This window comes from Candidatus Competibacteraceae bacterium (assembly GCA_016713505.1).
GTDB lineage: Bacteria > Pseudomonadota > Gammaproteobacteria > Competibacterales > Competibacteraceae > Competibacter_A.
On record JADJPA010000001.1, the window covers coordinates 2159192 to 2184106 of the forward strand.

At 58.8% G+C, this 24915-nt stretch carries 24 protein-coding genes; 9 read left to right on the plus strand and 15 right to left on the minus strand.

Going from position 1 to position 24915, the window contains the following annotated elements:
• The first annotated feature begins 761 nt into the window (after positions 1-761).
• The 3 genes from IPK09_09815 to IPK09_09825 all read left to right on the plus strand — a co-directional run bounded on the left by IPK09_09815 (position 762) and on the right by IPK09_09825 (position 2990).
• Complete coding sequence (locus tag IPK09_09815; protein ID MBK7983910.1) at positions 762-1841, plus strand: uroporphyrinogen decarboxylase; 1080 nt, start codon at positions 762-764, stop codon at positions 1839-1841.
• Positions 1842-1860: 19 nt separating this feature from the next.
• Positions 1861-2313, plus strand: a complete 453-nt coding sequence (locus tag IPK09_09820; protein MBK7983911.1) for an NUDIX domain-containing protein — start codon at positions 1861-1863, stop codon at positions 2311-2313.
• A 77-nt stretch (positions 2314-2390) separates the two neighbouring features.
• Positions 2391-2990: a CBS domain-containing protein gene (locus tag IPK09_09825; GenBank protein MBK7983912.1), complete on the plus strand. Its 600-nt coding sequence runs from the start codon at positions 2391-2393 to the stop codon at positions 2988-2990.
• Between the two features lie 44 nt (positions 2991-3034).
• On the opposite strand, the gene aroB is transcribed toward IPK09_09825, so the two are convergent.
• Positions 3035-4129 carry a 3-dehydroquinate synthase gene (gene aroB / locus IPK09_09830; protein MBK7983913.1) on the minus strand — a complete coding sequence of 365 codons (1095 nt, stop codon included), beginning with the start codon at positions 4127-4129 and terminating at the stop codon, positions 3035-3037.
• Between the two features lie 27 nt (positions 4130-4156).
• Positions 4157-4687 (minus strand): shikimate kinase AroK, encoded by a 531-nt coding sequence (gene aroK / locus IPK09_09835; protein ID MBK7983914.1) that lies wholly within the window; start codon positions 4685-4687, stop codon positions 4157-4159.
• A gap of 308 nt (positions 4688-4995) precedes the next feature.
• Between aroK and IPK09_09840 the strand changes: the two genes are divergently transcribed.
• Entirely contained in the window at positions 4996-8367 is a 3372-nt protein-coding gene (locus IPK09_09840) for a PASTA domain-containing protein (GenBank protein MBK7983915.1), read from the plus strand.
• Between the two features lie 595 nt (positions 8368-8962).
• Here IPK09_09840 and IPK09_09845 read toward each other — a convergent pair.
• The 6 genes from IPK09_09845 to IPK09_09870 form a co-directional block, all read right to left on the minus strand.
• Positions 8963-11389, minus strand: coding sequence for a hypothetical protein (locus IPK09_09845; GenBank protein MBK7983916.1), 2427 nt, complete (start codon positions 11387-11389; stop codon positions 8963-8965).
• 33 nt (positions 11390-11422) lie between these two features.
• Positions 11423-13669 (minus strand): type IV pilus secretin PilQ, encoded by a 2247-nt coding sequence (locus IPK09_09850; protein MBK7983917.1) that lies wholly within the window; start codon positions 13667-13669, stop codon positions 11423-11425.
• 31 nt (positions 13670-13700) lie between these two features.
• Positions 13701-14294 carry a pilus assembly protein PilP gene (locus tag IPK09_09855; GenBank protein ID MBK7983918.1) on the minus strand — a complete coding sequence of 198 codons (594 nt, stop codon included), beginning with the start codon at positions 14292-14294 and terminating at the stop codon, positions 13701-13703.
• Positions 14291-14968 (minus strand): type 4a pilus biogenesis protein PilO, encoded by a 678-nt coding sequence (locus IPK09_09860; GenBank protein MBK7983919.1) that lies wholly within the window; start codon positions 14966-14968, stop codon positions 14291-14293. The genes IPK09_09855 and IPK09_09860 overlap by 4 nt, the downstream gene beginning before the upstream one ends.
• Complete coding sequence (locus IPK09_09865) at positions 14965-15468, minus strand: PilN domain-containing protein (protein ID MBK7983920.1); 504 nt, start codon at positions 15466-15468, stop codon at positions 14965-14967. The genes IPK09_09860 and IPK09_09865 overlap by 4 nt, the downstream gene beginning before the upstream one ends.
• A gap of 70 nt (positions 15469-15538) precedes the next feature.
• On the minus strand, positions 15539-16651 hold the full coding sequence (locus IPK09_09870; protein ID MBK7983921.1) for a pilus assembly protein PilM: 1113 nt from the start codon (positions 16649-16651) through the stop codon (positions 15539-15541).
• Positions 16652-16875: 224 nt separating this feature from the next.
• Between IPK09_09870 and IPK09_09875 the strand changes: the two genes are divergently transcribed.
• Complete coding sequence (locus IPK09_09875) at positions 16876-17490, plus strand: hypothetical protein (GenBank protein ID MBK7983922.1); 615 nt, start codon at positions 16876-16878, stop codon at positions 17488-17490.
• Between the two features lie 65 nt (positions 17491-17555).
• Here the strand turns inward: IPK09_09875 and IPK09_09880 are convergent, their stop codons facing one another.
• The gene (locus tag IPK09_09880; GenBank protein ID MBK7983923.1) at positions 17556-17828 is read right to left on the minus strand and encodes a hypothetical protein; all 273 of its coding nucleotides are present in this window, start codon (positions 17826-17828) and stop codon (positions 17556-17558) included.
• 641 nt (positions 17829-18469) lie between these two features.
• On the opposite strand from IPK09_09880, the gene IPK09_09885 reads away from it, so the two are divergent.
• Together IPK09_09885 and IPK09_09890 are read left to right on the plus strand one after the other, a co-directional pair.
• The gene (locus tag IPK09_09885; protein ID MBK7983924.1) at positions 18470-18682 is read left to right on the plus strand and encodes a DUF1289 domain-containing protein; all 213 of its coding nucleotides are present in this window, start codon (positions 18470-18472) and stop codon (positions 18680-18682) included.
• A 40-nt stretch (positions 18683-18722) separates the two neighbouring features.
• Positions 18723-19331, plus strand: a complete 609-nt coding sequence (locus tag IPK09_09890) for a DUF2889 domain-containing protein (GenBank protein ID MBK7983925.1) — start codon at positions 18723-18725, stop codon at positions 19329-19331.
• Between the two features lie 27 nt (positions 19332-19358).
• Here IPK09_09890 and IPK09_09895 read toward each other — a convergent pair whose 3' ends face one another.
• The 6 genes from IPK09_09895 to IPK09_09920 form a co-directional block, all read right to left on the minus strand.
• Entirely contained in the window at positions 19359-20366 is a 1008-nt protein-coding gene (locus IPK09_09895; protein ID MBK7983926.1) for an NAD(P)-dependent glycerol-3-phosphate dehydrogenase, read from the minus strand.
• A gap of 4 nt (positions 20367-20370) precedes the next feature.
• Positions 20371-20838: a protein-export chaperone SecB gene (secB, locus tag IPK09_09900; protein ID MBK7983927.1), complete on the minus strand. Its 468-nt coding sequence runs from the start codon at positions 20836-20838 to the stop codon at positions 20371-20373.
• A 110-nt stretch (positions 20839-20948) separates the two neighbouring features.
• A complete protein-coding gene (gene grxC, locus IPK09_09905; GenBank protein ID MBK7983928.1) occupies positions 20949-21203 on the minus strand; it encodes a glutaredoxin 3 in 255 nt (84 codons plus the stop codon).
• Between the two features lie 26 nt (positions 21204-21229).
• Positions 21230-21691: a rhodanese-like domain-containing protein gene (locus IPK09_09910; protein ID MBK7983929.1), complete on the minus strand. Its 462-nt coding sequence runs from the start codon at positions 21689-21691 to the stop codon at positions 21230-21232.
• On the minus strand, positions 21688-21906 hold the full coding sequence (locus tag IPK09_09915) for a DUF2892 domain-containing protein (GenBank protein MBK7983930.1): 219 nt from the start codon (positions 21904-21906) through the stop codon (positions 21688-21690). Before IPK09_09915 ends, IPK09_09910 begins: the two co-directional genes overlap by 4 nt.
• A 69-nt stretch (positions 21907-21975) precedes the next feature.
• Positions 21976-22314 (minus strand): winged helix-turn-helix transcriptional regulator, encoded by a 339-nt coding sequence (locus IPK09_09920; protein MBK7983931.1) that lies wholly within the window; start codon positions 22312-22314, stop codon positions 21976-21978.
• A gap of 271 nt (positions 22315-22585) precedes the next feature.
• Between IPK09_09920 and gpmA the strand changes: the two genes are divergently transcribed.
• Positions 22586-23332 (plus strand): 2,3-diphosphoglycerate-dependent phosphoglycerate mutase, encoded by a 747-nt coding sequence (gene gpmA, locus IPK09_09925; GenBank protein ID MBK7983932.1) that lies wholly within the window; start codon positions 22586-22588, stop codon positions 23330-23332.
• A 206-nt stretch (positions 23333-23538) separates the two neighbouring features.
• Positions 23539-24900: a S41 family peptidase gene (locus IPK09_09930; GenBank protein MBK7983933.1), complete on the plus strand. Its 1362-nt coding sequence runs from the start codon at positions 23539-23541 to the stop codon at positions 24898-24900.
• Positions 24901-24915: the final 15 nt, after the last annotated feature.

Sequence of the window (24915 nt, forward strand, 5' to 3'; positions counted from 1 at the left end):
CAGCAGGCTCCGCTACGACCCGGCCTTGGACCGAACCGCGATCTCGGTCTCACGATGGCAAACTGACCGGCCCTTTCGAAGCCGCCCAGTTCCAAAGCGCTGTTGGTAAGCATGGCTCGCATCGTCAATTTTTCGTCAACCCGTCGGCCACTGTGCCGAATAAATTTTGCTTTGATTAAAACCCTTTTAATTCAAAATGTAAGCCGTCAGCGGGTTTTCCGAACCCCCACCTTGGCAGTATACTCAGCAGCAGCGCTTCACCTTTTGCAAGGAATGTTCCGACTGTCGATATCCGGGAACCGATACCAGCATGTTTTATTCAATGATCAGGTGCGCCGCTAGCGACGGCTCCAGCTCTGCAAGCGCTGTCCGCCCCGCGCTTGCAAAGAACCGCACTTTGGCCAGCGCCGTCTCAAAACAAGACCTAAATCGCCGGTTCGGGTTGCGCCGATTTTTTGACGCTCCAAGGAATCATGCCAATATCGCGGTATTCACTGGCTCAGCCGCCTACACTTATTTGAGCGTGGTCCTGCACGGCGGGGAGGCTGCCTGCGTTTGCGACACTCTGCCCTATCCGATCGCCAGCGCCAACCGGCCATCGGCTTTGGAGCGCGCTCCACATCATTTTACCGACCGGACTCTGGATTATTGGCACGCATGAACCCGTCGAAGCCTTTGTTGCTCGGTACCGCAGCGCGTTCTCCAAGGGCGCCGCGACTTGATTTTATCGCCGTGATACCCCAGCAGCGAACACCGTTCTCATGAAGCAGCCGTTGCAAAACGACCGCCTGCTGAGGGCACTGTTGCGACAGCCGGTCGATCGGACACCGGTTTGGTTGATGCGCCAAGCCGGCCGCTATTTGCCGGAATATCGCGCCACCCGCACCCGAGCCGGCAGTTTTTTGACATTGTGCCAGACGCCGGAACTGGCCTGTGAAGTGACCTTGCAACCTCTGGAACGCTTTCCGCTCGATGCCGCTATTTTGTTTTCCGACATCTTGACCATCCCCGATGCCATGGGGCTTGGCCTGTCGTTCAGCGAAGGCGAAGGGCCGCGCTTCGCCCGGCCGGTGCGCTCGTCGGCCGACATCGCCCGCCTGGACGCGCCCGATCCCGAAATTGAACTGCGCTACGTGATGGACGCGGTACGGCTGATCCGCCGTGAATTGGCCGGTCGAGCCCCTTTGATCGGCTTCGCGGGCAGTCCGTGGACGCTGGCGACTTACATGGTCGAAGGGGGTTCCAGCAAGGATTTCATCTGCGTTAAAGGGCTGCTCTACGATCAACCGAAACTTTTGCATCAACTGTTGGAGGTCACCGCCCGAGCAGTCACGGCCTATCTAAACGCCCAAACGGCGGCCGGCGCGCAGGCGTTGATGGTATTCGATACTTGGGGCGGCATTCTCTCACCGCGCGCCTATCGAGAATTTTCGTTGGAATACATGGCGCGCATCGTCGCCGGTCTGAACCGGGAGGCCGAGCAACAACGAATACCGGTCATTCTGTTTACCAAGGGTGGCGGCGCTTGGCTGGAAGATCTCGCCGCGACCGGCTGCGATGCGCTGGGCGTGGATTGGACGGTGGATTTGGGTGAAGCCCGTCGCCGGGTGGGCGCGCGCGTCGCGTTGCAGGGCAATCTCGATCCCGCCGTGCTGGCCGCCGCGCCTGAGGGCATTCGTGCGCAGACCGCGCGCGTGTTCGCTGATTTCGGCGCTGGCGACGGCCACGTTTTCAATCTCGGCCACGGCATTCAGCCTTGGACTGATCCCGAACATGTTCGGGTGCTGGTCGAGGCCGCGCGTGAGGCGAGCGTGCCCTATCATTCCCAAGCGATAGCATGAGCGGCGCGAAGTGATGCGCATGACCAACCTCAAACCCGCCTACACCCGGATCTTGTCTTCCGGTGTCGTGGTGGTCCACTGGAACCGCGATCATTACGATTATTTGCTCCTGAAAGCCTACAACTATTGGGATTTCCCCAAGGGCGTGGTGGAAGTGGACGAATCGCCCCTGCAAGCGGCCATCCGCGAAGTGGAGGAGGAAACCACCCTGACCGAGCTTCGTTTTCGCTGGGGCGATGTCTACCGGGAAACCTACCCCTATAATCAGGGTCGCAAGGTCGCGCGCTATTACCTCGCCGAATCCACCACGACCGAAGTTCGGTTGCCCGACAACCCGCAACTCGGCCGGCCGGAACATAGCGACTTCCGCTGGGTCGACCACACGGAAGCCTGGAGCTTGCTGACCCCGCGCGTGCGCGCGATTCTGGACTGGACGGACGAGATCATGGCCCGGCTCGCCCGGCGGCGCTAACCGACGAGCCCCGCCGCCCGACCATGATTCAGCGCTCGGTTTTCCCCGAACCCATCCCCCACTTATGGAGATCTCCCATGCCTCAACCGTATCAACTGCTTCCGTTTCATCATTTTGAAAGCGGCGCCGGTTACTTTCGGCCGAGGCAACAGCTGCCGGAGCACGTCACCGAGGACGATCCGGCTATCAGCGTCATGACCGATCTGAGCCAGGTCACCGCTTACACGACAGAACTGTCCACACCCGCCAACAAGGCCCTGGAAATGATGGTCAAGCGCGGCGTTCGGATGCTGTTGGTGCGCGACGCCGACGGGCAGGTCGTGGGATTGCTCACCAGCCGCGATATCGAGGGCGACAAGCCCAAGCGTATCCTGGCCAAGGCCGGCGGCGCTTGGGAAGATTTGCTGGTCGCCGATATCATGACCCTCAAGCCCAAGCTGGAGGTGCTATTGATGGAGGACGTGGCGAAGGCGTGCGTGGGCGATATCATCGCCACGCTGCGCCACGTCAACCGCCAGCACGCGATGGCGCTGGACACCGATCCCCGGACCGGAAAACCGGCGGTGCGCGGAATTTTCTCCCTGTCCCAGATCGGCCTGCAACTCGGTTTGGACATCGACCGCTCGCACCGTGCCACTACTTACTCCGATCTTGAGAACGCGAAAACCCCCAAGTAGCCGCGCTTTCCTATAGGGAGATAGCACCGCCAGGCGGATTGCGCTCACTGATCCGCCTTTCCAAGAGGCCGCTGTGTCAGCGTTGCTCGCAACAGGCGCGGATCGACGCCATCGGCGATGACCCCGCGTCCCAAACCGCGCAGCAAGATCAAGCGCAGCTGGCCATCCTTGACCTTTTTATCCACCGCCATCAGCCGCAGAAAATCATCGGCGGCCAATTCCGCGGGCGGCTCCAGCGGCAATCGGGCGCGGGCGAGCAACGCCCGAACCCGCGCCACTTGCTCCCCGCCCAACCAGCCCAAGCGCGCCGACAGGTCGGCCGCCAGCAGCAACCCCGCCGCCACCGCCTCACCGTGCAACCAGCGCCCGTAGCCCAATCCGGTCTCAATGGCATGACCGAAGGTATGACCGAGATTGAGCAGCGCGCGGTCGCCGGTTTCCCGCTCGTCGGCGGCGACGATCTCGGCCTTGTTGCGACAGGAACGTTCGATGGCTTCGGTCAGCGCGGCGGCTTCACGGGCGAGTAGCCGCTCGATGTGCTGCTCCAGCCACTCCAGAAATGGTAAATCGCGAATCAGGCCGTACTTGATGACTTCGGCCAAGCCGGCGCTGAGCTCGCGGTCGGGCAAACTGGTCAGCGTCTCCGTATCGGCCACCACGCAAAGCGGCTGATAGAACGCGCCGATCATATTTTTGCCCAGAGGATGGTTGACGGCCGTTTTGCCGCCGACCGAGGAATCGACTTGCGCTAACAACGTAGTGGGAATCTGAATGAAGGGAACACCGCGCTGGTAGCAGGCCGCCGCAAAACCGGCCATATCGCCGATCACGCCGCCCCCGAGAGCCAACAGCGTGCAGTTGCGGTCGAAGCGCTGACCCAACAGAGCGGTAAATACCTCATTCAGAACATCCAACGTCTTGAATTGCTCGCCGTCGGGGAGGATGATCGCTTCATGGCGCAGCCCGGCCAGCGCCGCGCGGGCGCGATCGAGGTAGCGCGGAGCAACCGTGGTGTTGCTGACCACCAACACCTGCTGGCCCGGAATATGGGCTCGCCATAGATCGGCTCGATCCAGCAAATCGGGGCCGATGTAAATGGGATAACGGCGGTCGCCGAGTTCGACGTGAAGCGTTTTCATAAGGTCAAGCGGGATTCTAGTAAGGTTTCAAGGTCGATCATCATCCTCCAGCCGGCGCAGGATGTCCCGCACGACTTGTTTTAATGGCCGGCCTTCGGTTGAAATAACGCAATCCGCCACTTCTCGGTAGAGCGCGTCCCGCTGCTCCAGCAGTTGTACCAAGCGCGTCCGAGGATCGGCGGTGTTCAGCAGCGGGCGGTTGTTATCGAAATGGGTGCGGCGCAGCAGTTCGTCCACCGAGGCGCACAGGTAGACCACGAAGCCGCGCCCGATCAGACAGCGGCGGTTGTCGGCGTTAAGAACGGCGCCGCCGCCGGTGGCGAGCACGATGGCCGGACGCTGGGTGAGCTCGGCGATGATGGTTTTTTCGCGGGACCGGAACCCCGCCTCGCCTTCCAGCTCGAAAATGAGCGGGATGCTCGCTCCGGCCCGGCGTTCGATTTCGTGATCGCTGTCGGCGAAATCCCGCCGCAGCGTCTGCGCCAACCGACGGCCGACGGTGGTCTTGCCGGCACCCATCAGACCGACCAGGAAAATGCGAGAGAGAACGGGAGACATGGATATGAGGTACGTACGGTGCGCGCTTGGCCGGATGTTCGATATTCATGCATTGTAATCAAAATATCAGCCCCGTTGCTCCAACCGACGCGGCAACCGGGGATTGACGTAAGCAGTTTCGACAGCTTGGCGCTAGATAACCGATATAAATTGTCATTGGCACCACGTTTGCTATAAAAAAGTTTCAAAATAATGGTGCTATACTTGCTTTATTAACAGGGAGGATGACGCGGCTTTCTCAGACCGCGCCTTCCGAACAGGGCAGGTGTACCAGCGCTGCAATGCCTTAAAGCGGGGAGCTTTTTCTAATGAGATCAAAAATCGGATTCCTGTGCACGTCGTGCCTGCTGGTTTTTATGGGATTGATCCTATCGACCCATCTGGCGTTCGGCGCTTGCACTCCTACCATCACCGCTCCGAACGTCGCCGTACCGAATGTCGTCGGACAGACGCAGACCGCCGCTGCCACCGCTCTAACAGGTGCTGGTCTGACTGTCGGCACGGTAACTCCGGCCGGCAGCACCGCCACGGATCTCGTGGTCACTCAAACCCCCGCAGCCGGCGCGTGCGCCTTGCCGGGTGATGCCGTCAACCTGACGCTGGCTCCTCCCACCACCGCGCCCAACGTGGTCGGGCTCAGCCAAGCCGCCGCGCTACAAGCGATTCAGGCGGCGGGCCTGACCGCCACCGTGACCACCGCGGCCAGCTTCGCCGTACCGGCCGGCACCGTCATCAGCCAAAACCCTACGGCCGGGCTTAATGTCTTTCCCGGCAGCGCCATCGCCATCGTGGTGTCTTCCGGCTCAGGTTTGGACGCCACGGTTCCGGAGGTCGTTGGCCTCTCGCAAAGCGCCGCCGTTTCCGCCATCCAGACCGCCGGCCTCACCGTCACCGTAACCACCGAAACCAGCACCACCGTTCCGGCGGGCACCGTCATCAAACAAGATCCGGTGGGAGGCATCAAAGTCAAGCCGGGCAGCCCGGTCGCCATCGTAGTATCCGCGGGCTTCACTCCAACCGCGGTGCCCGATGTCGTCGGTCAGCCGCTCGCCAGCGCTCAAACCGCGATAACCGGCGCCGGCCTGACGCTTGGGACCGTGACCTTGTCCGCCAGCGATAGCGTTCCCGCCGGAACCGTTCTATCTCAAAATCCCAGCGGCGGCTCGCAAGCTGCGCCTGCTTCCCCTGTCAATCTGACTGTCTCCTCCGGGCCTACCGCACCGCCCTCGCCTCCGCCGGTAACACCTGGCGATATTCCCGTGCCAGACGTCAAGGGCCTTCAAAAAACCGCCGCCACCGCCGCCATTCACAACAGTGGCCTGATCGTCGGGGCGATCATTCAGAAATATGACGCCACGGTACCTGCCGGTACGGTCATCGACCAAAGTCCGGCCGCCGGCACCTTGGTGGCTGCCGGCGTGGTCGTCAGCCTGACGGTGTCCCTGGGTCCGGCTGGCGTGGTCACCATTCCCGATGTCAAAGGATTGCTGGAAGACGCCGCAAAAGCCATTCTGCTCAATGCCGGTTTCACTATCGGCAACGTCCAGAGACAACCTGATCCAACCACGGCGCCCGGCCTCGCCATCGGCACTGATCCAGCAGCCGGCCAGCAAGCCCAACTGGGTTCGGCGGTCAACCTGATCGTATCCGATGGCTTGTCTCAGCCCCAGCAGTGCGCCGTACCGGATGTCGTCAATCAAACGGTCGAAGACGCCCGTGAAATCCTGTTTGCAACGTGCCTGTCCGGAATTGGTTCCGTAACCTTACAAAGCTCCGCTGTTCCGGCCGGAAAAGTGGCGGCCCAATTCCCGGCCGCCGGCACCCTGATCGGCTATAACACCACGGTCAACTTGGTCGTGTCTTCCGGCGCGCAGCCGCCCGTGGCCACTCCGAAGGTGGTCGGGATGACGCTGGCTGACGCGACTGTCGTACTCAATAGCACCGGTCTGACCGTGGGTGCGGTCTCCCGCCAGACCAGCAATACCGTTGAGAAAGACCGCATCATCAGCCAGAACCCCTTCATGACCGCACTCGCCCCGGTGGGCTGGCCGGTCAATTTGGTGGTCTCGCTGGGTCCGGTGCCGGACGATCCGAGCGCCCGCCCGCAAGCGCAGGTTCCGGATATTCATGGTCTGACGCTCGCCGCAGCCACCGCGAAGATCGTCAAAGCGGGTTTGCGGGTAGGCTTGGTCGCCAACGAGCGCCATCAAGACGTCCCCGCCGGGCAGGTGACCCGTCAAAATCCGGCACCCGATACCGTGTTACCGGTCAACGGCCGGGTCAATCTGATGATCTCCTTCGGTCCTTATGCGTACACCCTGCTGAGCGGACCGGCGTACATCACCAATTACGCGGGCGGCACGGTTTCCATCCTGAACCCGGCAACCGACAAGCTTGTCGATAATATCCCGGCGGGTATCGGCGCTAGCGGACCTAGCGGAATCGCCGTTCACCCGGATGGAACCAAGCTCTTCGTGGTCAACCGCCCTCAATTCGGGCGGAACGCGGGTTCGGTCACGGTCATGGATCTGACCGAACGGCGGGTGATCGGCGCCATTCCAGTCGGCGCGGCGCCGTTGGGCATCGCGGTCGGCCCCACCGGCGAGCGGGTATTCGTCGCCAACGAAGGCAGCTTCAGCCTTTCGATCATCGACACCGCCACCAATCAGCCGTTTACCGATCTTAACGTGCCCAGGTTGGCGGCAAACTCCTTCCCGCGCGGCGTGGCGACGCATCCGAATCCGCTACGGCCGCTGGTGTATGTCACCAACCGCACGGTCAACTCGTTTTCGGACGACGCCACCAATCCTTATGTCGACCAATGCGACGCGTTGGTGGCGCGCCCGCCGGTGAACGTCAATCCCGACCAATGCGTTGGCTCGCTGTCGATCTTCGATGCGGATCTGAAGATGCAGGTCGGTTCGGTGGCGGTCGGCTCGGCGCCGGAGGGTGTCGCCGTCCATCCCGATGGCATGTTGGTCTACGTCGCCAATTCCGGTGATCGAACGATTTCGGTCGTGGATACGGTGTTCAACCGGGTGATCGGCGTGATCACGCTCGATGAGTTCGGCGGCGCGCCGCAGCCTTTGGTGCCGCGCGGTATAGCCGTCAGCCCGGACGGTAACCGGCTCTATGTCACCGACGGCGCGGGCAACCGCTTGTTCGTGATCGACACTACGGCCAATCACGCGGTGGTCGGCGTCGTGCCGGTCGGCAAGAAGCCCTACGGCGTCGCGGTTAGCCAAGACAGCAAACGGGTCTATGTCGCCAATACCGATGACAATACGGTTTCCGTGATCGACGGTCGCAGCAATGCGGTGATGACTACGGTATCGGTAGGATTGGGGCCGTGGGCTTTCGGTCAGTTCGTTGGCCCGCTGGTGGGGGTCGAGAAACCCACCTTCGATCCACCGGGTGGCTCATTTCAAAGATCGGTGAAGGTCACGATTAAGACGGCCACGCCGGATGCCTCCATCCGTTACACCACCGATGGCAGCATTCCGACCTCTAGCAATGGAACGCTGATCAACAATGGACAAACCATCGAACTGACCCCACCGACCCCGCAAAGTGGCGGAACCTTTGTTATAAAGGCGGTCGCTTTTAAGGATACGTGGGCTGATTCGGACGTGGCGGAAGCCACGTACTCGATCAATAAGTTCTCCGGGAATCCTCCCTGATTTAACCTGATTTAGCCTGATTTATCCTAAGGCCGCGATGACTTCGCGGCCTTTTTTATCACGTCACGCATCAAGCGCAACGCTGCTTTTTACGGTAATAGCTGATGCCAACGCTCACATGCTACCTTCCGCTATAGGCCGCTGCTGGTTTTGCTCATCCCACAATGATCTACTTAGCGCCGTTGAATACGGTCTTTCCATTTCGACGACGCAGTCTCGCTCCCAGTTCTATCTTTATATCAGCCACTCACAACCCTACCACCCATCAATAAGAAGCTGAACATTCGAAGGACGCTGGAGCAAGCCCAGCATGTTGGCACAGATTGCAAGGAACGCTCAGAATACCGAGGGTGTGCCGGGTCAGGGCTTACAGTGAGGCCACAAAACAGATCAGTATTTGACTGGGCTAAAGTAATCGTTGAACGACGGTCTGTTCGAGCCGCTGCCATCCCCAAAGCACAGGCCAACTGCTTTTAGACTGAGCGGATTCGCTGATCGGCCAATAAAAAACCGGCGGGATTACCGCCGGTCATAGTTGCAAAACCGACTGACAACCGAATAAGTAGCTCGCCTGTCAGTCTCAGTTTTAGCTATTTCACGGTGCTGGCGCCGCTGCCTGCGGTGGCTGTACCGTGATCTGAAGCGTTTGACTGCGGATTTCGGGGCCAACCGTGGAGAAGAAGAAGTCCACGCTGCCATCCGTAGGCAAGTCGCTCACATTCAGAACCATTCTTGCATAACCTCCCGCGCCACTTACCACAGTTTTGGGCGTTACCGAAGCGGTAGGCGTGTGCAAATTCGCGGCGAGACGCGCCTCCACAGCAGCAGTTTTCGCGGTTTCCACCGCAGCTGCCAATCCTGTCTGCTTGGTGCATTTTTCAGCATCTCTGGGCGCTGGGGTCGGATTGGTCGGGGTCGCCACTTGATCGCAAACCCCTGGATTAGCGGCAACGAAACTATCAAACGACGCCTGTGCTTTCGCTAACGCTTCTTCCGCGACAATTGCCGCCGTTTCCGCAGGATCTTTGATCACGACATCCACCGCAATCGGTATACCCGGCAGCGGAGTCCGCCGTAGCGCGCCGCTCGATACCAACCCGCCATCCAAAACCTGCAAGGTAACCGGCAAATTAAGCGCTGAACCCGGCTCCATCGTTTGAACGACCGAGATGAGTGGCGGCCATACCTGATCACTTACCAAAGGCGCGATTTGGGAGGCCAATTGTGGAGGTTGGGCAATGGTCACAATACTATTGTCCGGAATGCCTAGATACCAATGAGTCAGCACCGCACCCACTTGGCCACCGTCCGATTCAGCCGCCAGCATAAAGCGTCGGCCCACTTGACTGGCGGGGTAGTTCATCACTGTGCTAGCCACGCCACTGGCGTTGGTCGATACCACAATTTCACTGGTATCGAAATTCGCCACGTTACCCTTATGCGGCGGACAACCAACCGTGTACCAAATATTAGCGCCTACATTTTGGCTGACCTGCTTGAAAGGTGTATTGACGAGCAACATGTTTCCAGCCCGCCCAGTAATAATCCGGCTTCCACCATGATATTCGAGCCGGCCTTCCGAGGGCAGGCCGTTGATCGTACTGGGATTTGAATTAATGATTTCCGGATCCTGCAACATCAGCAAACACATTGGATCGGCAATCGCAAACGAAACACCGTTTGGCACCATAAACGGATTCAAGGTATCTGAAGTGGTGCGCTTGACCGTGCGGTTGGGCGCAAAGAATTCCAAACCCCCTTCACGCGGATCGCCGGTGTATCCGGTAATGGCAAACTCGCCATGCCCTTGATCGGGATAACGGTTCTTGAGCATATCCAACGGCGAGTCGATCAAGCGGAAGGTGATCGGTGTTCCCTCCGGGGGCGGATTGCCAAAACCATCGCTGGCAATGACCGAAACGACGCGGCTATAGACGCCATTCCAGACGCTGTCGCAAGGCGCTGCGCCACACTGCCCGTCGATAGCGAGCAAATTGTTCCTGCCCGCAAATACCGCATCGGCGAAGGGTCCGGTAAAGGTCAGCGCTGCGATCTGACCGGTCCCAATCGAGACGGTGGCATAATTCGTGATGGGTATTTGAATGCCATTGTCGACGTTGTTATCGGCGCGGTCTGCCGTGGCGGCGATCACCACCGTACCGGGTAGTGTTCCGCTGTGCAAAGCGACTGTCGCCGGACCGCCGAATAAGCCACTGAATACGGTAGCCCCTTCTTGGGCGTTACCCTTGACGTCAGTCGCGCTCAACCATTCACCGCCATTGGGGCGGTTTGCCAGCATCTCAATCCGTAAAGGATTGCCCCCACCTTGGTTGATCGCTTGACCAAAGTCATCGCTTAGAAAAACCTGGAACAGTTTGACGCTGCTCTGACCCGCATTCGTGGTTCCCACTGGATTGGTGCGAATATAAATAGGGCCTGGATCCATGAGGAAAGTGACTGCGGACGGTTTGCCACCACCGCTGCCACCACCGCCTGTCACAGTGATCGTCAAGCTGGCGCTCAAGACTTGGCCCGTTGCGGGATCGGCCGCTGATGCCGTTATAACGACTGGGCCTGGCACATTGCTCGCGTGAAAGTGAAAGGTCGCGATCCCTGTTGCCTTCTCAAACGCTATTTGGCGAAAAGCGATGGGGATCTTGGGAGAAGGAGGGCAAGTAGCTCCTGCCGGGCATCTTTCATGCTCAGGATCACCGTCAAGATAGAACAGCGCGCCACTAGAAAGACCGCCTGAGATAGCAACATTGATGGGAGTGGCGATTAAGTTGCCATTCTTCTTGACGGTGACCGTGATCGTATTGGTGTAAGGTCCGCCAATTTGTGGCCCTAGGTTATTGATGTTAACCGGCAATGTGGTCTTATCAGCCGCTATTTGCACAGAAGCTGGATCAGGTCCGAAGAATCCGGCGGCGAGCGCGTTATTCATCTGCCAACCCATCAGCATCAGCGCTAACAGGAATAGCCGGACAACAACCCCTTTTAGGCTATCTATAAAAATTCGCATGGCTCCACTCACTCGTGACATTACAGTCATCCATCAACGCTCGGCAACGGTACCGTTTTTCAGGATCTGCGGCGTTACAAAAATAAGCAACTCGCGCTTGGTATTCGTTTTATTGGTATTGCGGAACAAATACCCTAAAAGCGGTACGTCGCCTAACAGCGGGACCTTGCTGACATTATCATTCTTGGTCTGCTCGAAAACGCCTCCCAACACCACGGTTTCACCGTTATTCACCATCACTTGGGTTTCGAGCTCGCGTTTGTCAATGGTCGGCTGCGTTCCCGTCGAGGTCGCGACATTGACGCCCTGTTCGTCCTTCGAAACCTTGAGGTCCATCTTGATGCGATCATCCGGGGTGATTTGGGGTGTTACTTCCAATTTCAGAAACGCATCCTTGAATTCGACCTTGGTCCCATCCTGGCTCACTGTCGCATAAGGAATCTGCCGCCCTTGCAGAACAGTGGCTTTTTTCAAATCCGCCGTCACCACTTTTGGATTGGAAACCACCTCACCTTGACCTTCCGCCTGCAAGGCGGACAACTCCAGATCAACCAGGTAATCGGCTCCCAAAATCGCAAAGGCCAAACTAGGGCCTGCCGCCGGCAAATTTACCCCCAAACGTTGGCCAAGGCCCGGAATCTGCGCTGGGAACGGTTGACCGGTTGCAATCAAATTATTGACCGCACTATTCACAATAGTATCGGTACCCGTCGAAGTGCCGCTCACTGCGTTGACACCGCTCCCGGTCTTCCTGACACCCGTCACTCCAAACCGCGCACCCAAATCTCGGCTAAAGTCGTTGCTAGCGATCACCACCCGTGAGTCAATCAACACTTGGCGGGCCGGGATGTCGAGCTTGGACACCAAGACGCGGACTTCGGCAATCTTGTCGGGGACATCCTTGATGATCAAGGTATTAGTTCGTTCGTCCACCGCAACATCACCACGCGGCGATAATATGCTTTGAGCTTGGCCTTTCTCTCCAGCGGTTTTCAAAAGATTCTTTAGATCCGCCGCCTTGGCATAATTGATCTGGATAATTTCGGTGCGCAGCGGGATCAATTCCTCCACCGTCTTGCGTGACTCTAGATCCAGTTTTTCACGCGCCGCGACTTCCTCGGTGGGCGCGATGAAGACGACATTGCCGTTTTGGCGCATGGCCAACCCCTTGGTGCGCAGGATGATGTCCAACGCCTGATCCCAGGGTACATTTTGCAGGCGCAACGTCAGGTTGCCTTTGACGCTGTCACTGACCACGATGTTCAAGCCGGTAAAGTCCGCCAGAATCTGTAGGATCGCCCGCACTTCGATATCTTGGAAGTTCAACGACAGCAAATCACCCTTATATTTTTTCTTGGAAGGATCGAGTTGGGCCTCCTTTTCTTCCTGTTCGGGCGTTTTCTGCGGCGGACGCACCTCGATCACGTAAAGATCGTTGGCCTGATAGGCCAAATATTCAAAGGGTGGACTGGGTTGAATGCTCAGCCGAGCGTTACTGCCGCGATTGACTGCCTCAACAGTCGTGACCGGCGTTGCAAAATCGGTCACGTCCAAGCGCCGCTGCTGGCCGCCAGGTAACGAAGCGCCTTGAAAATCAGCGACAATCTGCGTGCCTTCCTGCCTGACATCGACCGGAATGGCGGAATTGGACAGTTTGACCGTCACCACGCCCTGACCGCCCGGCCCGCGTCGGAAACTGACATCGCTAATATTACGCGGCGCCGCGCTGACCGGGGCTGCAACCGGCTGGACCGCCTTGCGCGAGGCCGCCGCCGCCGCGACCGAGGCCCCTGGAGTCGCCGCCGGCGTCTTGGCGGCGGCCGTTCCGGCATTATCCAAGGTCAATACCACGGCGTTGCCCTGCACCTGAACGTTGTACGGCACCAAGCGCGCCAGATTCAACGAAGCTCGGGTTCGGTCGGAGCCTTCCAGCACGCTGATCCTGTCAGCGACTCCTACATTGATAGTCTGCTGGCGCGTACTGAGCCCGTTGCGCGTATCCAGAAAATCCAAGACGATCCGGGCAGGTTCGTTGATGGTGAAACTGCTTGGCGGCTTGGCTGGCGGCCCCGACAACCGGAACCGGAGTTGCAGGCGGTTTCCGGCTAGCGGGCTGATATCCACCGCTTGTAATATTGATTGCCCCACGGGCGGATCGGCGGCAATCGCCAGCGGAGTCCATCCTCCCATCAGGATTAACCCCAAAATCAGGACTATTAGCGGCAGCCACCCTAGCGGCCACCCGCCATCCGACCGCCGGTCATGTTGGCCTTCGCTCATGGACCTGCTTGTCATGACACTTCCCCCTTCATCATTGGGTAAGCGACAGGAACGCATCCCGTTCCTGCCAGCGTCCGGGCCCATCCGGAACGATCTCCTTCAGATCAACCCGCTGCTCCGTAATATTGAGAATCTTGCCGTGGTTGGTGCCCAAGTAATTATTTTTCTGAACTCGATGCACGACGCCGTCCGGAGCCAACACCAACGCCCACAATCCCATGTTACCCCCTATCCGAAAAGTCCCCATCATCTTGAGAGAACCCAGGGAATATTTTTCGAGTTCCTCCCGCACCCGGTTTGGATCGGGCCGGACGCCGGTGTAATTGGCGCTCTGCACCGCCGCTGCTTCCCGGGTCATCTCCAGCTCTTCTTCCTGCGCGAACGGCGCCACCAGGAATGGGTCCTTGACCCCCTGAGCCGTATAGGCAAAAGGCGTGTAGGGCTTGATCTCCGGCGGTGGATCAGGCTTCTTGATCGGCGTGCTGCGCTTGGTGTTCTCCACAAACTGCTGCACCTCGGTCAAATCCTGCTGCGCGCAACCAACCAGCGTGACGAGCGCCGCCACCAGCAACACCCTCTCCCGAACGGATGCGGCGATGCAGCCCGGTTGAGAATCGATATTCATTTCTTAACAGCCCCCTGTCCTTTCTGCTGCCCGGCCGCAGACGGAGTACCGCCCTCTTCCATATATCGATAAGTTTGCAAGGTGGCCTGGATGTCGACCTGTCCGGCATTGTCTCCTTTGCCCGTTTTTGTTCCCTTGGCGCTGACGGGGGCAGCACGAACCAACGTCGAGTTCTCCAAAGTCACGATTCGGGGCAAAGCCGCCACCCCGCTGACGAAAGCGCCGAACTGATGGTAGCTGCCCCGCGCTTTGATGGTGATCGGTTTGGCGGCGTAAAAATCCTTGGGCTGTTCGGCCTCCGGTTTGAACAACTCAAATTCCAAGCCATTTTTCTTGCCGGTATTGGAGATGTTCTCCAGCAACTCAGGCATTTCGGTCCCGGTCGGCAATTGCCCCAACATGACCTGCAAATCCGCCTCCATCTGTTTCAGCTGCGCCCGAAACGATTCAAGATTGGCGGCCACCCGCTGTTTTTCGATAAAATCTTGCCGCAGTTGCTGCTCTTCGTTGGTCACTCGCTCCAATTCGGCCAGTTGGTCGCTGGTAAAAAAGTAATAACCGGCGCCCAGCACGGCAGCAATAACCAGAATCGCGAGCACCACCTTGCCCGCCAGTGGCCAATCGCCCGCCTCTCGAAGATCGAAATCATTGAGGTTGATCTCGGATAGCCTCATGTTTTACCTCTCCCTTCTGCTTGATTCGCCTCCAGCTTGAGCGGGACGATCAGCTCGAATACCCGTGTCTGCACGCTGTTCACGTTGCGGGTTTCGATCACTTGCAGCACCGGTTCACCAAAAAGATTGGCGCCCCGCAGGCTTTTCATAAAATCGGATATGATGTTGTCGGACCGGGCGATACCATTGAGCGTGACTTGATTGGCGGCCGTCTTGAATCCCGTCAAAAAAATGTCTTGCGGGATCAATCGCACCAGCTCATCCAACATCCGTACCATGCCGGGACGGCTGGTCTGTAATTTCTGGATGACGTTAAGACGCTCCACCAGCCGGTTCTTGGTTTTTTGTAACTCCTGCAACTCTTCAGCTGCTTTTTTGAGCCGGGCGATCTCGCCGCGCAGGTAATTATTGCGTTCTTGCTGATACTCGATGCGATGGTTGACTTCAACGTAGGCCGCGAATACGAGACCTATCGCACCCAGCGCCGCGGCGGCCAGCATCGCGAGCAAATCGCGCTGCCGCTTGGCGCGGCGCGCTTCGCGCCAAGGCAATAAATTGATGCGCGTCATGTCAGTCGAAGCTCCTCAGGGCCAACCCTCCCGCAATCGCCAGCAGCGGCGCATCGCGCAGCAAGGCGCCGCTGTTGACCCTGACGGCGCTGCCCATGTTCTTGAACGGATTGGCGACCACCGTGGCGATGCCTAAAACGTCCGCAACCACCCGATCCAATCCCATGATCATGGCACCTCCGCCTACCAGAACAATAGTATCCACATTATAGCGGCCGGAGACATACTGGTCGGAGGAAAAAAAGAATTGCAAGCCGTGCCCGATCTGCTCGGCCAGCATTTGCTTGAACGGATCCAACACCGCCATGGCCAAATCATCGGCGCCTTGTCCGGAGCGTTTCATGTGCTCGGCCTGCTCGCGGGGCAGTCCGTAGAATTCGGCGATCCGCAGCGTGAGCTGATCGCAACCGAACCCCTGCTCGCGGGTAAAAATGACCCGGTCCTGTTGCAGGATGTACAGATTGGTCATTGCCGCGCCGATATCGACCAGAGCGGTCAACCCGTCCCGCCCCTTGGCCAAACTGATCGATCCGCTTCCGCTTTCGGCCTTGGGGAGCGTATCCGCGAGCAAGCGAAACATATTTTCCAGAGCGTACACTTCCACATCCACGACCTCTGGAACCAAGCCCGCTTCTTTAAGAGCGGCCTCCCGAGTGTCGACGTTTTCTCGGCGGGAAGCCACCAGCATGACATCCTGCATCTCGCTGTTGGCCTGAGAAGGTCCTTTTACTTCAAAATCCAGGTAAACCTCTTCGATCGGATACGGAATATACTGAGAGGCCTCGATTGGCATATTGGCTTCGATGTCGCTCTCTTTAAACTCCGCCGGCATCGGTACGGCGCGGGTGATGACGCTGGAGGTTGGCACGGCGACCGCGGCCCGTCGCAGCCGAGTGCCGGATCTGCGCCACGCGCGCTTGATCGCTTCGCCGACCTCAGTGGGATCGGTCAAATTACGGTCTTCCATCATCCCTTCACCAAGCGGTTCGATCGCGAAGGCCTCGACCCGAAACCGCTGCCCGGAACGGCTCAGTTCGATCAGCTTGACCGCTGAGGGACTGATATCGATGCCCAAAATGGGTTCTTTACGCGTGAACAGAGCCAATTTATGCATCCTCTACTCAATCGGATTGGACGAATCAAACCCACTTGGTGAATATAGCAAACAACCCAAATCAAAACATGAAAAATGTGACGCTAGCAGGAAATAATGTCAAGATTGTACGCTGGAACGCTACCGATGTGGTAGAAAAAGACCACAGTAATGGTGGGTCTGGCTGACGATTCGTCTTGACTATGGCCGCTTGCTAGCCCTCACCGCACTCTCGGAGTTTATCCATGGCCCGCCGTCATCGCGACCACCACCGCCTCAAAACCTTGCTGGCCCAGGAATGCGCCCGCTTGATGGCAGAGGAAGGGATCAAGGATTTTCGCACCGCCAAGCGCAAGGCGGCCGTGCGCTTGATGATCGATGATAAAGCGGCCCTACCTGATAATGCCCAAATCGAACAGGCCGTGCTCGAACATCAACGCTTGTTCCATGCCGAACGGCAGGTAGATCGCTTGCGCGAGTTGCGCCAGACTGCTTTGGAAGCCATGAGTTTTCTGGCGCGCTTTCGCCCCAAGCTCGTCGGATCGGTGTTGAGCGGCACTGCCGGCTCCCACTCCGACATTCAGCTCCACCTGTTTGCTGATACCCCCAAGGATGTCCTGCTATTTTTGATGGAGCATCACATTCCCTTGGAAACTTCGGAACGCCGCCTCAAGCTGAATAACGGCGATCGTGTCATCCTGCCGGTCTTTGGCTTCAGGGCCGGCGACACGCTCATCGATCTGACGGTTTTCGCGCCTTTGGACGAACGGGAACCGCCGCGCAGTTCGGTCGATGGCCGACCTTTACGGCGCGCCGGCCCGACCGAAGTGGAGTTACTATTATTTTCCGACTCGCCCTAGGCGCGGTCCTGAACAGATCCTGCAAAGCTTCGTGGCGAACAGCGGCTTTTTTGACTGAGATCTGTTCAAGCGGCGGTTGCGGAACTCGGGTGGGTATCCACAAAATGTTTCAGCACCAGCTTTAACTCAAGGGCTTGCTCAGGGTGGCCGCGCCGGCGCGCTGCCTCGATATCATCCAGAATAATCCTTTTCAGCATCGGGACACCCTCGGGGCTATGCACCAAGTAGCTGCCCATCTCCAAAGCCGCCATCTCCGGCAGACGTTCGTGCTGGGCAACCGCTTCGATTTCCTCTTCGGTCAGATCGCTCGCCTCTACACAATCTTGATACGTCAACATGGCGTTCCTCCTCTAAATTTCGTGGCTTACCAGCGCCCTACCAAGGAGAGAACAGACAGCAAGTACGGTCGCTCTTTGGTGAAGAGAGCCGACTACAGGTTAAACCTAGTCCCTCCTCCAAACAAGTACAACCTTTATAAAAATAGGATTATTGTCGCTCTTGGCATGACACCCGAGCGATCCTTCAAAACGTAGGTGGGTAGTGGTTTATCCCTATTTACGATCACCCGAACCTTTGGCTATCTTGATGGAGTTAAGTACATACGATCATGACGGCATTGGCGCCGAGCGCCGGGCCTCAACCTTTAACATGGTTAGCCGCGAAGACGGAGAGGAGCCTTAAAACCACCACACAGGATCGAGGGTCGGCCTGCCACCGTCCGACCAAAGCGCCCTAGCGCGTGCCTTGACCAGCACACTCGATAACCCACAATCAAAACTCCTCGAACTCTTCGCGGCCGACCCTCCTCTGAAGGGTCGGCCGGGAGCCGACGTCCTTTCCCAATCCAGCCGCAACAAACAATCCACCCCCTTTACTAAAAGGCATCCGCCGGGCCGTTGGTCCTTCGTGGATTCCTCAGCGCCTTCGCGGTATCATCCGACCTTGGATTCACCGCCAGCCACTCCTTCTCAATTGGGTTATGACCGACAGCCCTGCTTCCCTCAGCGATCCACCCTCTCCCTGCGTCGGCGTCTGTGCGATCAATCCCCAAACTCAATTATGCGACGGCTGTCTTCGTACCTTGGACGAAATTAGTGCTTGGTGGGATTACAACCCCACGCAAAAACAAGCCGTCCTGACCGATGTGGAAAACCGCTTGCAGCGCCTCATGGATGGTACTTTCTTCGACTGAAACCGTGCGGCCCCGCCGATGAATTTCCCAGGAGAACCTCATGCCGCTTTCAGAGCCCGCGTCTCGCCATTTGCTTCACAACCGCACCGTTCAGTGTTGGGGCTATCGCCGCGCAGATGGTCTGTGGGATATCGAGGGGCGGATGGTCGATACGAAAACCTATGCGTTTCCCAACGAAGACCGGGGAGGGACGCTGGAACCCGGCGATGCGCTGCATGACATGTGGATACGCCTGACCGTGGACAGCCAGTTCCGCATTCACGACATCGAAGCGCGCACCGACGGTTCACCCTTCTCGCTTTGTCCCGCGATCACCGACCGTTACCGCCAGCTGATCGGGGTCCGCATCGGACCGGGCTGGTCGCTCAAACTGCGAGAATTGTTCGCCGGGATCAATGGTTGCACGCACATGACCGAATTATTGGGTCCTGTCGCCACCACCATGTTCCAAACCCTCTACGGCAAACGCTACGATGAGGAAGACGTCAAAGCGCCGGAACAACGCTCGGCTCCGCCCGTTCTGAACACCTGTCACGCCCTGGCCAGCACCAGCCCGGTCGTCAAAAAGCGTTGGCCGCGCGACTATACCGGCTCAAACGATCACAGCGATGTCAGAAACCGGCCGCTGTTGGATGATTGCATCACCTGAGGGAAGGGCTTGAAGGCCCATCGCCCGCTAAAGAATCTCCGGCTTCGGATCGCGAGCCAGCAGGCTTTCCACCGCTCGCCGGGGGTTTTGACCGTGGTGCAGCACCCGATCGACTTGTTCGGCAATCGGCATATCGACTCGGTAGTGCCGGGCCAGCCGCAACGCCTCCCGCACCGTGGCCGCGCCTTCCACCACTTGACCGATGGCGGCGAACGCCGTCTCAGCCTTCTCGCCTCGCCCGAGCGCCAGCCCGAAGCGACGGTTGCGCGATTGGTCGTCGGTACAGGTCAGCACCAGATCGCCGATGCCGGCCAGCCCCATGAAGGTTTCGCGTTGCCCTCCCGCCGCCAAGCCAAGTCGCGCCATCTCCGCCAGCCCACGGGTGATAAGCGCCGCTCGGGCGTTGGCCCCAAACCCCAAACCGTCGGCGATGCCGGCGGCGATCGCCAAAACATTCTTGATCGCCCCGCCCAACTCCACGCCGATGACATCGGTGCTGGTATAGGCGCGCAAATTGGAGCCGTGCAACCAAGCCGCCACCCGGCGCGCGTGCGCGGTATCTCGCGCGGCGACCGTCACCGCGGTCGGCAGACCCAGCGCGACTTCGCGGGCGAAACTGGGACCGGAGATGACCGCCGTCGGCCAAGCTTGCCCCAGGAGCTCCGCCGCCACCTGGTGCAGGAACCGACCGCTACCCGGCTCCAAGCCTTTAGTCGCCCAAGCCAGACTGATACGAGGCGACAAATGCACGCGCAGCCGAGCCAGCGTTTCGCCGTAAGCGTGGCTAGGCACCGCCACTAACGCCAGTGCTGACCCAGCCACTGCCTCAGCCAGATCCGACCCCGCATGCAGCGCGGCAGGAAACGGAACACCCGGCAGGTAACGGCGGTTTTCCCGGTCGCCGCACAGCGCGGCGACTTCAGCGGGATCATGCCCCCACAAACGAACCGCATGCCCGTTGCGCGCCAGCAATAACCCTAAGGCCGTACCCCAGGAGCCCGCACCCAGCACGGTGACCGGCGCGGCGGCGTTCATACTCTTAGTGCGGCGCCGGAGCAGCGCCCGCCGCCGCCTGTTGCTGTTGCAGGCGCTGCATGTAAAGACCATCGAAATTGATCGGATTGAGCAGCAGGGGTGGAAACCCCCCTTTGCCGATCAGGGAAGCCAGTTCCTCCCGCGCAAAAGGGAACAGGATGTTCGGACAGAAGGCGTGCAGCATGTGACCCATTTGTGCGTCATCGAAGCCTTTGAGGGTAAACAGGCCAGCCTGTTGGACCTCGGCCAAATACGCCGTACGCTCGCCGAGTTTCGAGGTCACCGTGACGGTCAGCACGACTTCGAACAGCTCCTGGGTTAGCGGCGTGGCACCGGTTTCCAACCGCACTTCACTCTGCGGCTGCCATTGTTCGTTGAAAATCGCCGGGGAATTGGGCGTCTCCAGCGAGACATCCTTGATATATACCTTCTGAATATCGAACTGCTGGGACACCTGCGGTTGTTCGCTCATGCGCAATGCCTTGTGAGTGGATAAGCCTGATTTGAAGTGTGACAGCACAGAAAACCGACCGGCGCCATCCTCACTGCCGCCCGATCGAGAGCGCGAGGGCTGACGCTGGCTCAGTCGTTTAAAAGCGGCTCCAGTTCGCCGCGCCGATCCAAGGCGAACAACTCATCGCAACCCCCGACATGCCGGCCGCCGATGAAAATCTGCGGCACCGTGTCACGGCCGGTGCGCTGCGCGATCTCGTCCCATAATTGCGGGTTCTGACCGACATCCAACACGGTGTAACGCACTCCCTTGCTGTCCAGCAGCGCTCGCGCCCGCCGGCAATAAGGGCAAAACGGACTGGAATAGACGATGATGTCGGGCATGACGAGGCAGCGGCGCCTTGGAAACGCTATTTCTTACGGTCGACCGGCAGGTGCGCATCCACCCAGGCAGGCAGCCCGCCATTCAAACTATACACGTTGCCAATGCCATTTTTCTTAAGCTGGGCGCAGGCGGATTGTGAAGTCGTTCCAGTGCGGCAATACACGATAATCGGTTTGTCGCCGGCCTTGCCCAGCTCGCTCAACCGCTCCAGCAGCGAAGCAGACGGGATATGGCGGGCTTGCGGAATATGGCTCTCTCGGTATTCGGCGCCGTCTCGAATATCGACGATCCACGCCTCCTGATCGTTGATCAAACGGAGCGCCTCGGCAGCGTTGAGCGCGGTGACGCCGCGGAGCTTGCGCAGGATTTCATTGCCCGCCAGCAGACCCAAAATAACGAAAAACGCCATGAACAACAGCCAATTCTGTAAAGCAAATTCGGAAAGATCACTCATGAAAACTCCTGGGAATCGCTCGATGCCGCTCAAGTCCGATCGCCGGTCTTAGGAACCCCCAGCCTCCATAAAATCAGTTCCGCCGGACAAAATCGGGTAAAACCGCTTTGAAACAGATTCAAGCCGACGAAGGCCGTGAACCATAACCAATAGCCGCTGTGATAAAGCGGGCTGGCCGGCGCGCCCAACAGCAGAGACAACAAGACAAAGGAACCCGCCATGATCCGGATGATTCTTTCACTGTTCATGCTTGACCTCGATGAGCGAGCGCCGGGGGACCGACCGGTATCGATCCGCCAGCGCCCGAGCGGTACCGATCAAAGCCGCGCGCAGAACACGTCCCGCATCATCCCGATCAACCGCAGCGTGCGGGCGTCACCGACCCGATAATAGACGCGGTTGGCGTCCTTGCGACAGGTGAGAATACCCTTATCGCGCAAGATGGCCAGATGTTGGGAAATGTTGCTTTGCGAGGTTCCGACATGCTCGACGATTTCTTGAACGCCGACTTCCTGGCCCCCCAAAATACAGAGAATCTTCAGACGCAAGGGATGCGACATCGCTTTGAGGGAGCGCGAGGCCCGTTCGATGTCCTCATCGCGCGTCATCAAAAAATCCGCTGGCGAGACACCGACCGGAGCGCCGTCATCCGACATTCCCGCACACTCGCTGCGTACCATGAATGACCCAGCTTTGTTTTGATGATTTGCATATTAGCATAGCTTAATATAGCGATCCTGAGAAGTTACTCCGGCTCTCGACTGGCGAAATCGGTCGCCCCAGCGTATCATCGGCCGACGGAATTTCCAGGGAATTTCACTGGATCGGCTCACCGCCAACCCCGGCGAGTTCGGCTGTAGCGCCTGGCGTCGCCTGTCACTTCCAATCCGATAACGACAATAACCGCTCTGCATCGAGGAGGCATTCATGTATAAAATCGTACTCATCCGCCACGGCGAAAGCCAATGGAACCTGGAAAACCGCTTCACGGGATGGGTCGATGTCGACTTGTCCGAAAAGGGTCGCGAGGAGGCGAAAAAAGGCGGTCAAGCCCTCAAGAAGGAAGGCTACGTTTTCGATGTGGCGTTCACCTCGGTGCTGAAGCGCGCCATCCACACCCTGTGGACCGTGCTCGATGAATTGGATCTGGCCTGGATTCCGGTGCAGCGGAGCTGGCGGCTCAACGAGCGCCATTACGGGGCCTTGGCCGGCCTGAACAAATCCGAAACCGCCGCCAAGCACGGCGAGGAACAGGTCAAGATTTGGCGGCGCAGCTTCGACATCCCGCCGCCGCCCTTGGACCCGAACGATCCAGGCCATCCGACCAAGGACCCGCGTTACGCCGGTCTCGATCCGCGCGTGCTGCCCGCCACCGAAAGCCTCAAAACCACCATCGACCGGGTGCTTCCGTTCTGGCACGACACCATCGTGCCGGCCATCCGTTCCGGCAAGCGGGTCATCATCGCCGCCCACGGCAACAGCCTGCGCGCGCTGGTCAAATACCTTGACAACATACCTGACGACGCCATCGTCGCCATGAACATTCCGACCGCCGTGCCGCTGGTCTACGAGCTCGATGAAAACTTGCGGCCCATCAAGAACTATTACCTTGCCGACCCCGAGGAACTCAAGAAACTGATGGACGCGGTCGCCAACCAAGGTAAAGCCAAATAGCCATCGGCGTTCCTACCTGTCTCTAGCGCCCGGCGCCAGCAAACAACCAACGCGACGCCGGGCCTTAGCGCACCAGCCCCACATCGAGCACCGCTAGAATTTTTCCGACCGCGCAATTTTGAAGCTCGATCCATTGTCTTAGCCAAGCGATTCGCCAAAGCCTTCTGGGCTTCCTTGCTGCAATCAATAGAAGTTTGGAGCGAAAAATGAGTGCTGCAACCCGACACGGTCTGGCGCTGGCCTTGAGTTTTCTGGCGGGTGTCTCGCTGACGGCCCTGCCTACGGTCCGAGCCGAGAAAGACACTCCGTTGGAAAACAAGCTGCCGCTGGATGAGCTTCGCACGTTCACCGGCGTGCTCGACGCCGTCAAGCAGGATTATGTGGAGTCGATCAAGGACAAGGACCTGCTAGAAAACGCCATTCGCGGGATGCTCAGCAACCTCGACCCCCACTCGGCGTTCTTGGATGCCGAAGCTTTCCAAGATTTGCAGGTCGGCACCTCCGGCGAGTTTGGCGGCTTGGGAATTGAAGTGGGCCAGGAAGACGGTTTCATCAAAGTCATCACCCCCATCGACGACACCCCGGCCGCGCGGGCGGGCGTCCGCTCCGGTGACCTCATCATCCGGCTCGATGACACGTCGGTCAAAGGGATGGCGCTCTCTGACGCCATCCAGCGGATGCGCGGCAAGCCCAACACCGCCATCACCCTGACCATCATTCGGGAAGGCCTGAGAAAACCGTTGAAAATGAAGCTGGTCAGGGAAGTCATTCAGGTCAAGAGCGTCAAGAGCCGCTTGTTGGAACCGGGCTTCGCCTATTTGCGGGTCACCCAGTTTCAGGCCAAAACCGCCCAGAACCTGCAACATGACCTGCAAACGCTCGAACAGCAGAATAAAGCGCCGTTGAAAGGGTTGGTGCTGGATTTGCGCAACAATCCGGGCGGCGTGTTGAACGGCGCGGTGGATGTGGCCGACGATTTTCTGGACGACGGCGTGATCGTCGAAACCAAGGGGCGCGGCAACGGTTCCGATCAAAGCTACAAAGCCACTCCCGGCGACCTGCTGAAAAGCGCGCCCATGGTGGTGCTGGTCAACGGCGGCTCGGCCTCGGCCTCGGAAATCGTCGCCGGCGCGCTCCAGGACCATCATCGCGCGCTGATCCTAGGCGAGCGGACCTTTGGCAAGGGCTCCGTACAAACCATCCTGCCGCTGGGTAACGGTACCGCGGTCAAGCTGACCACCGCCCGTTATTACACTCCGAAAGGCCGTTCCATCCAAGCGGCTGGCATCGAGCCCGACATCAAGCTCAAGCCGCTCAAGATCGGGAGCGCGGACAGTGCCGATCCGGATTTCATCAAGGAGGCCGATCTGACCGGCCATCTGCGCAACGACCGCTCCGACAAGCCCGAAAGCGAGCCGCCGGACGTTCCGCCCGACCCCAAAACCCTTTCCGATCCCGCCAAGACGCCCAACGCCGAGGGCGACCTGGCGCAAAACGATTACCAACTCTATGAAGCCTTGAACCTGCTCAAAGGCATGACCCTGCTGCATAATCGCAAAAGTGGTTGATTCGCCCGCTCGCCC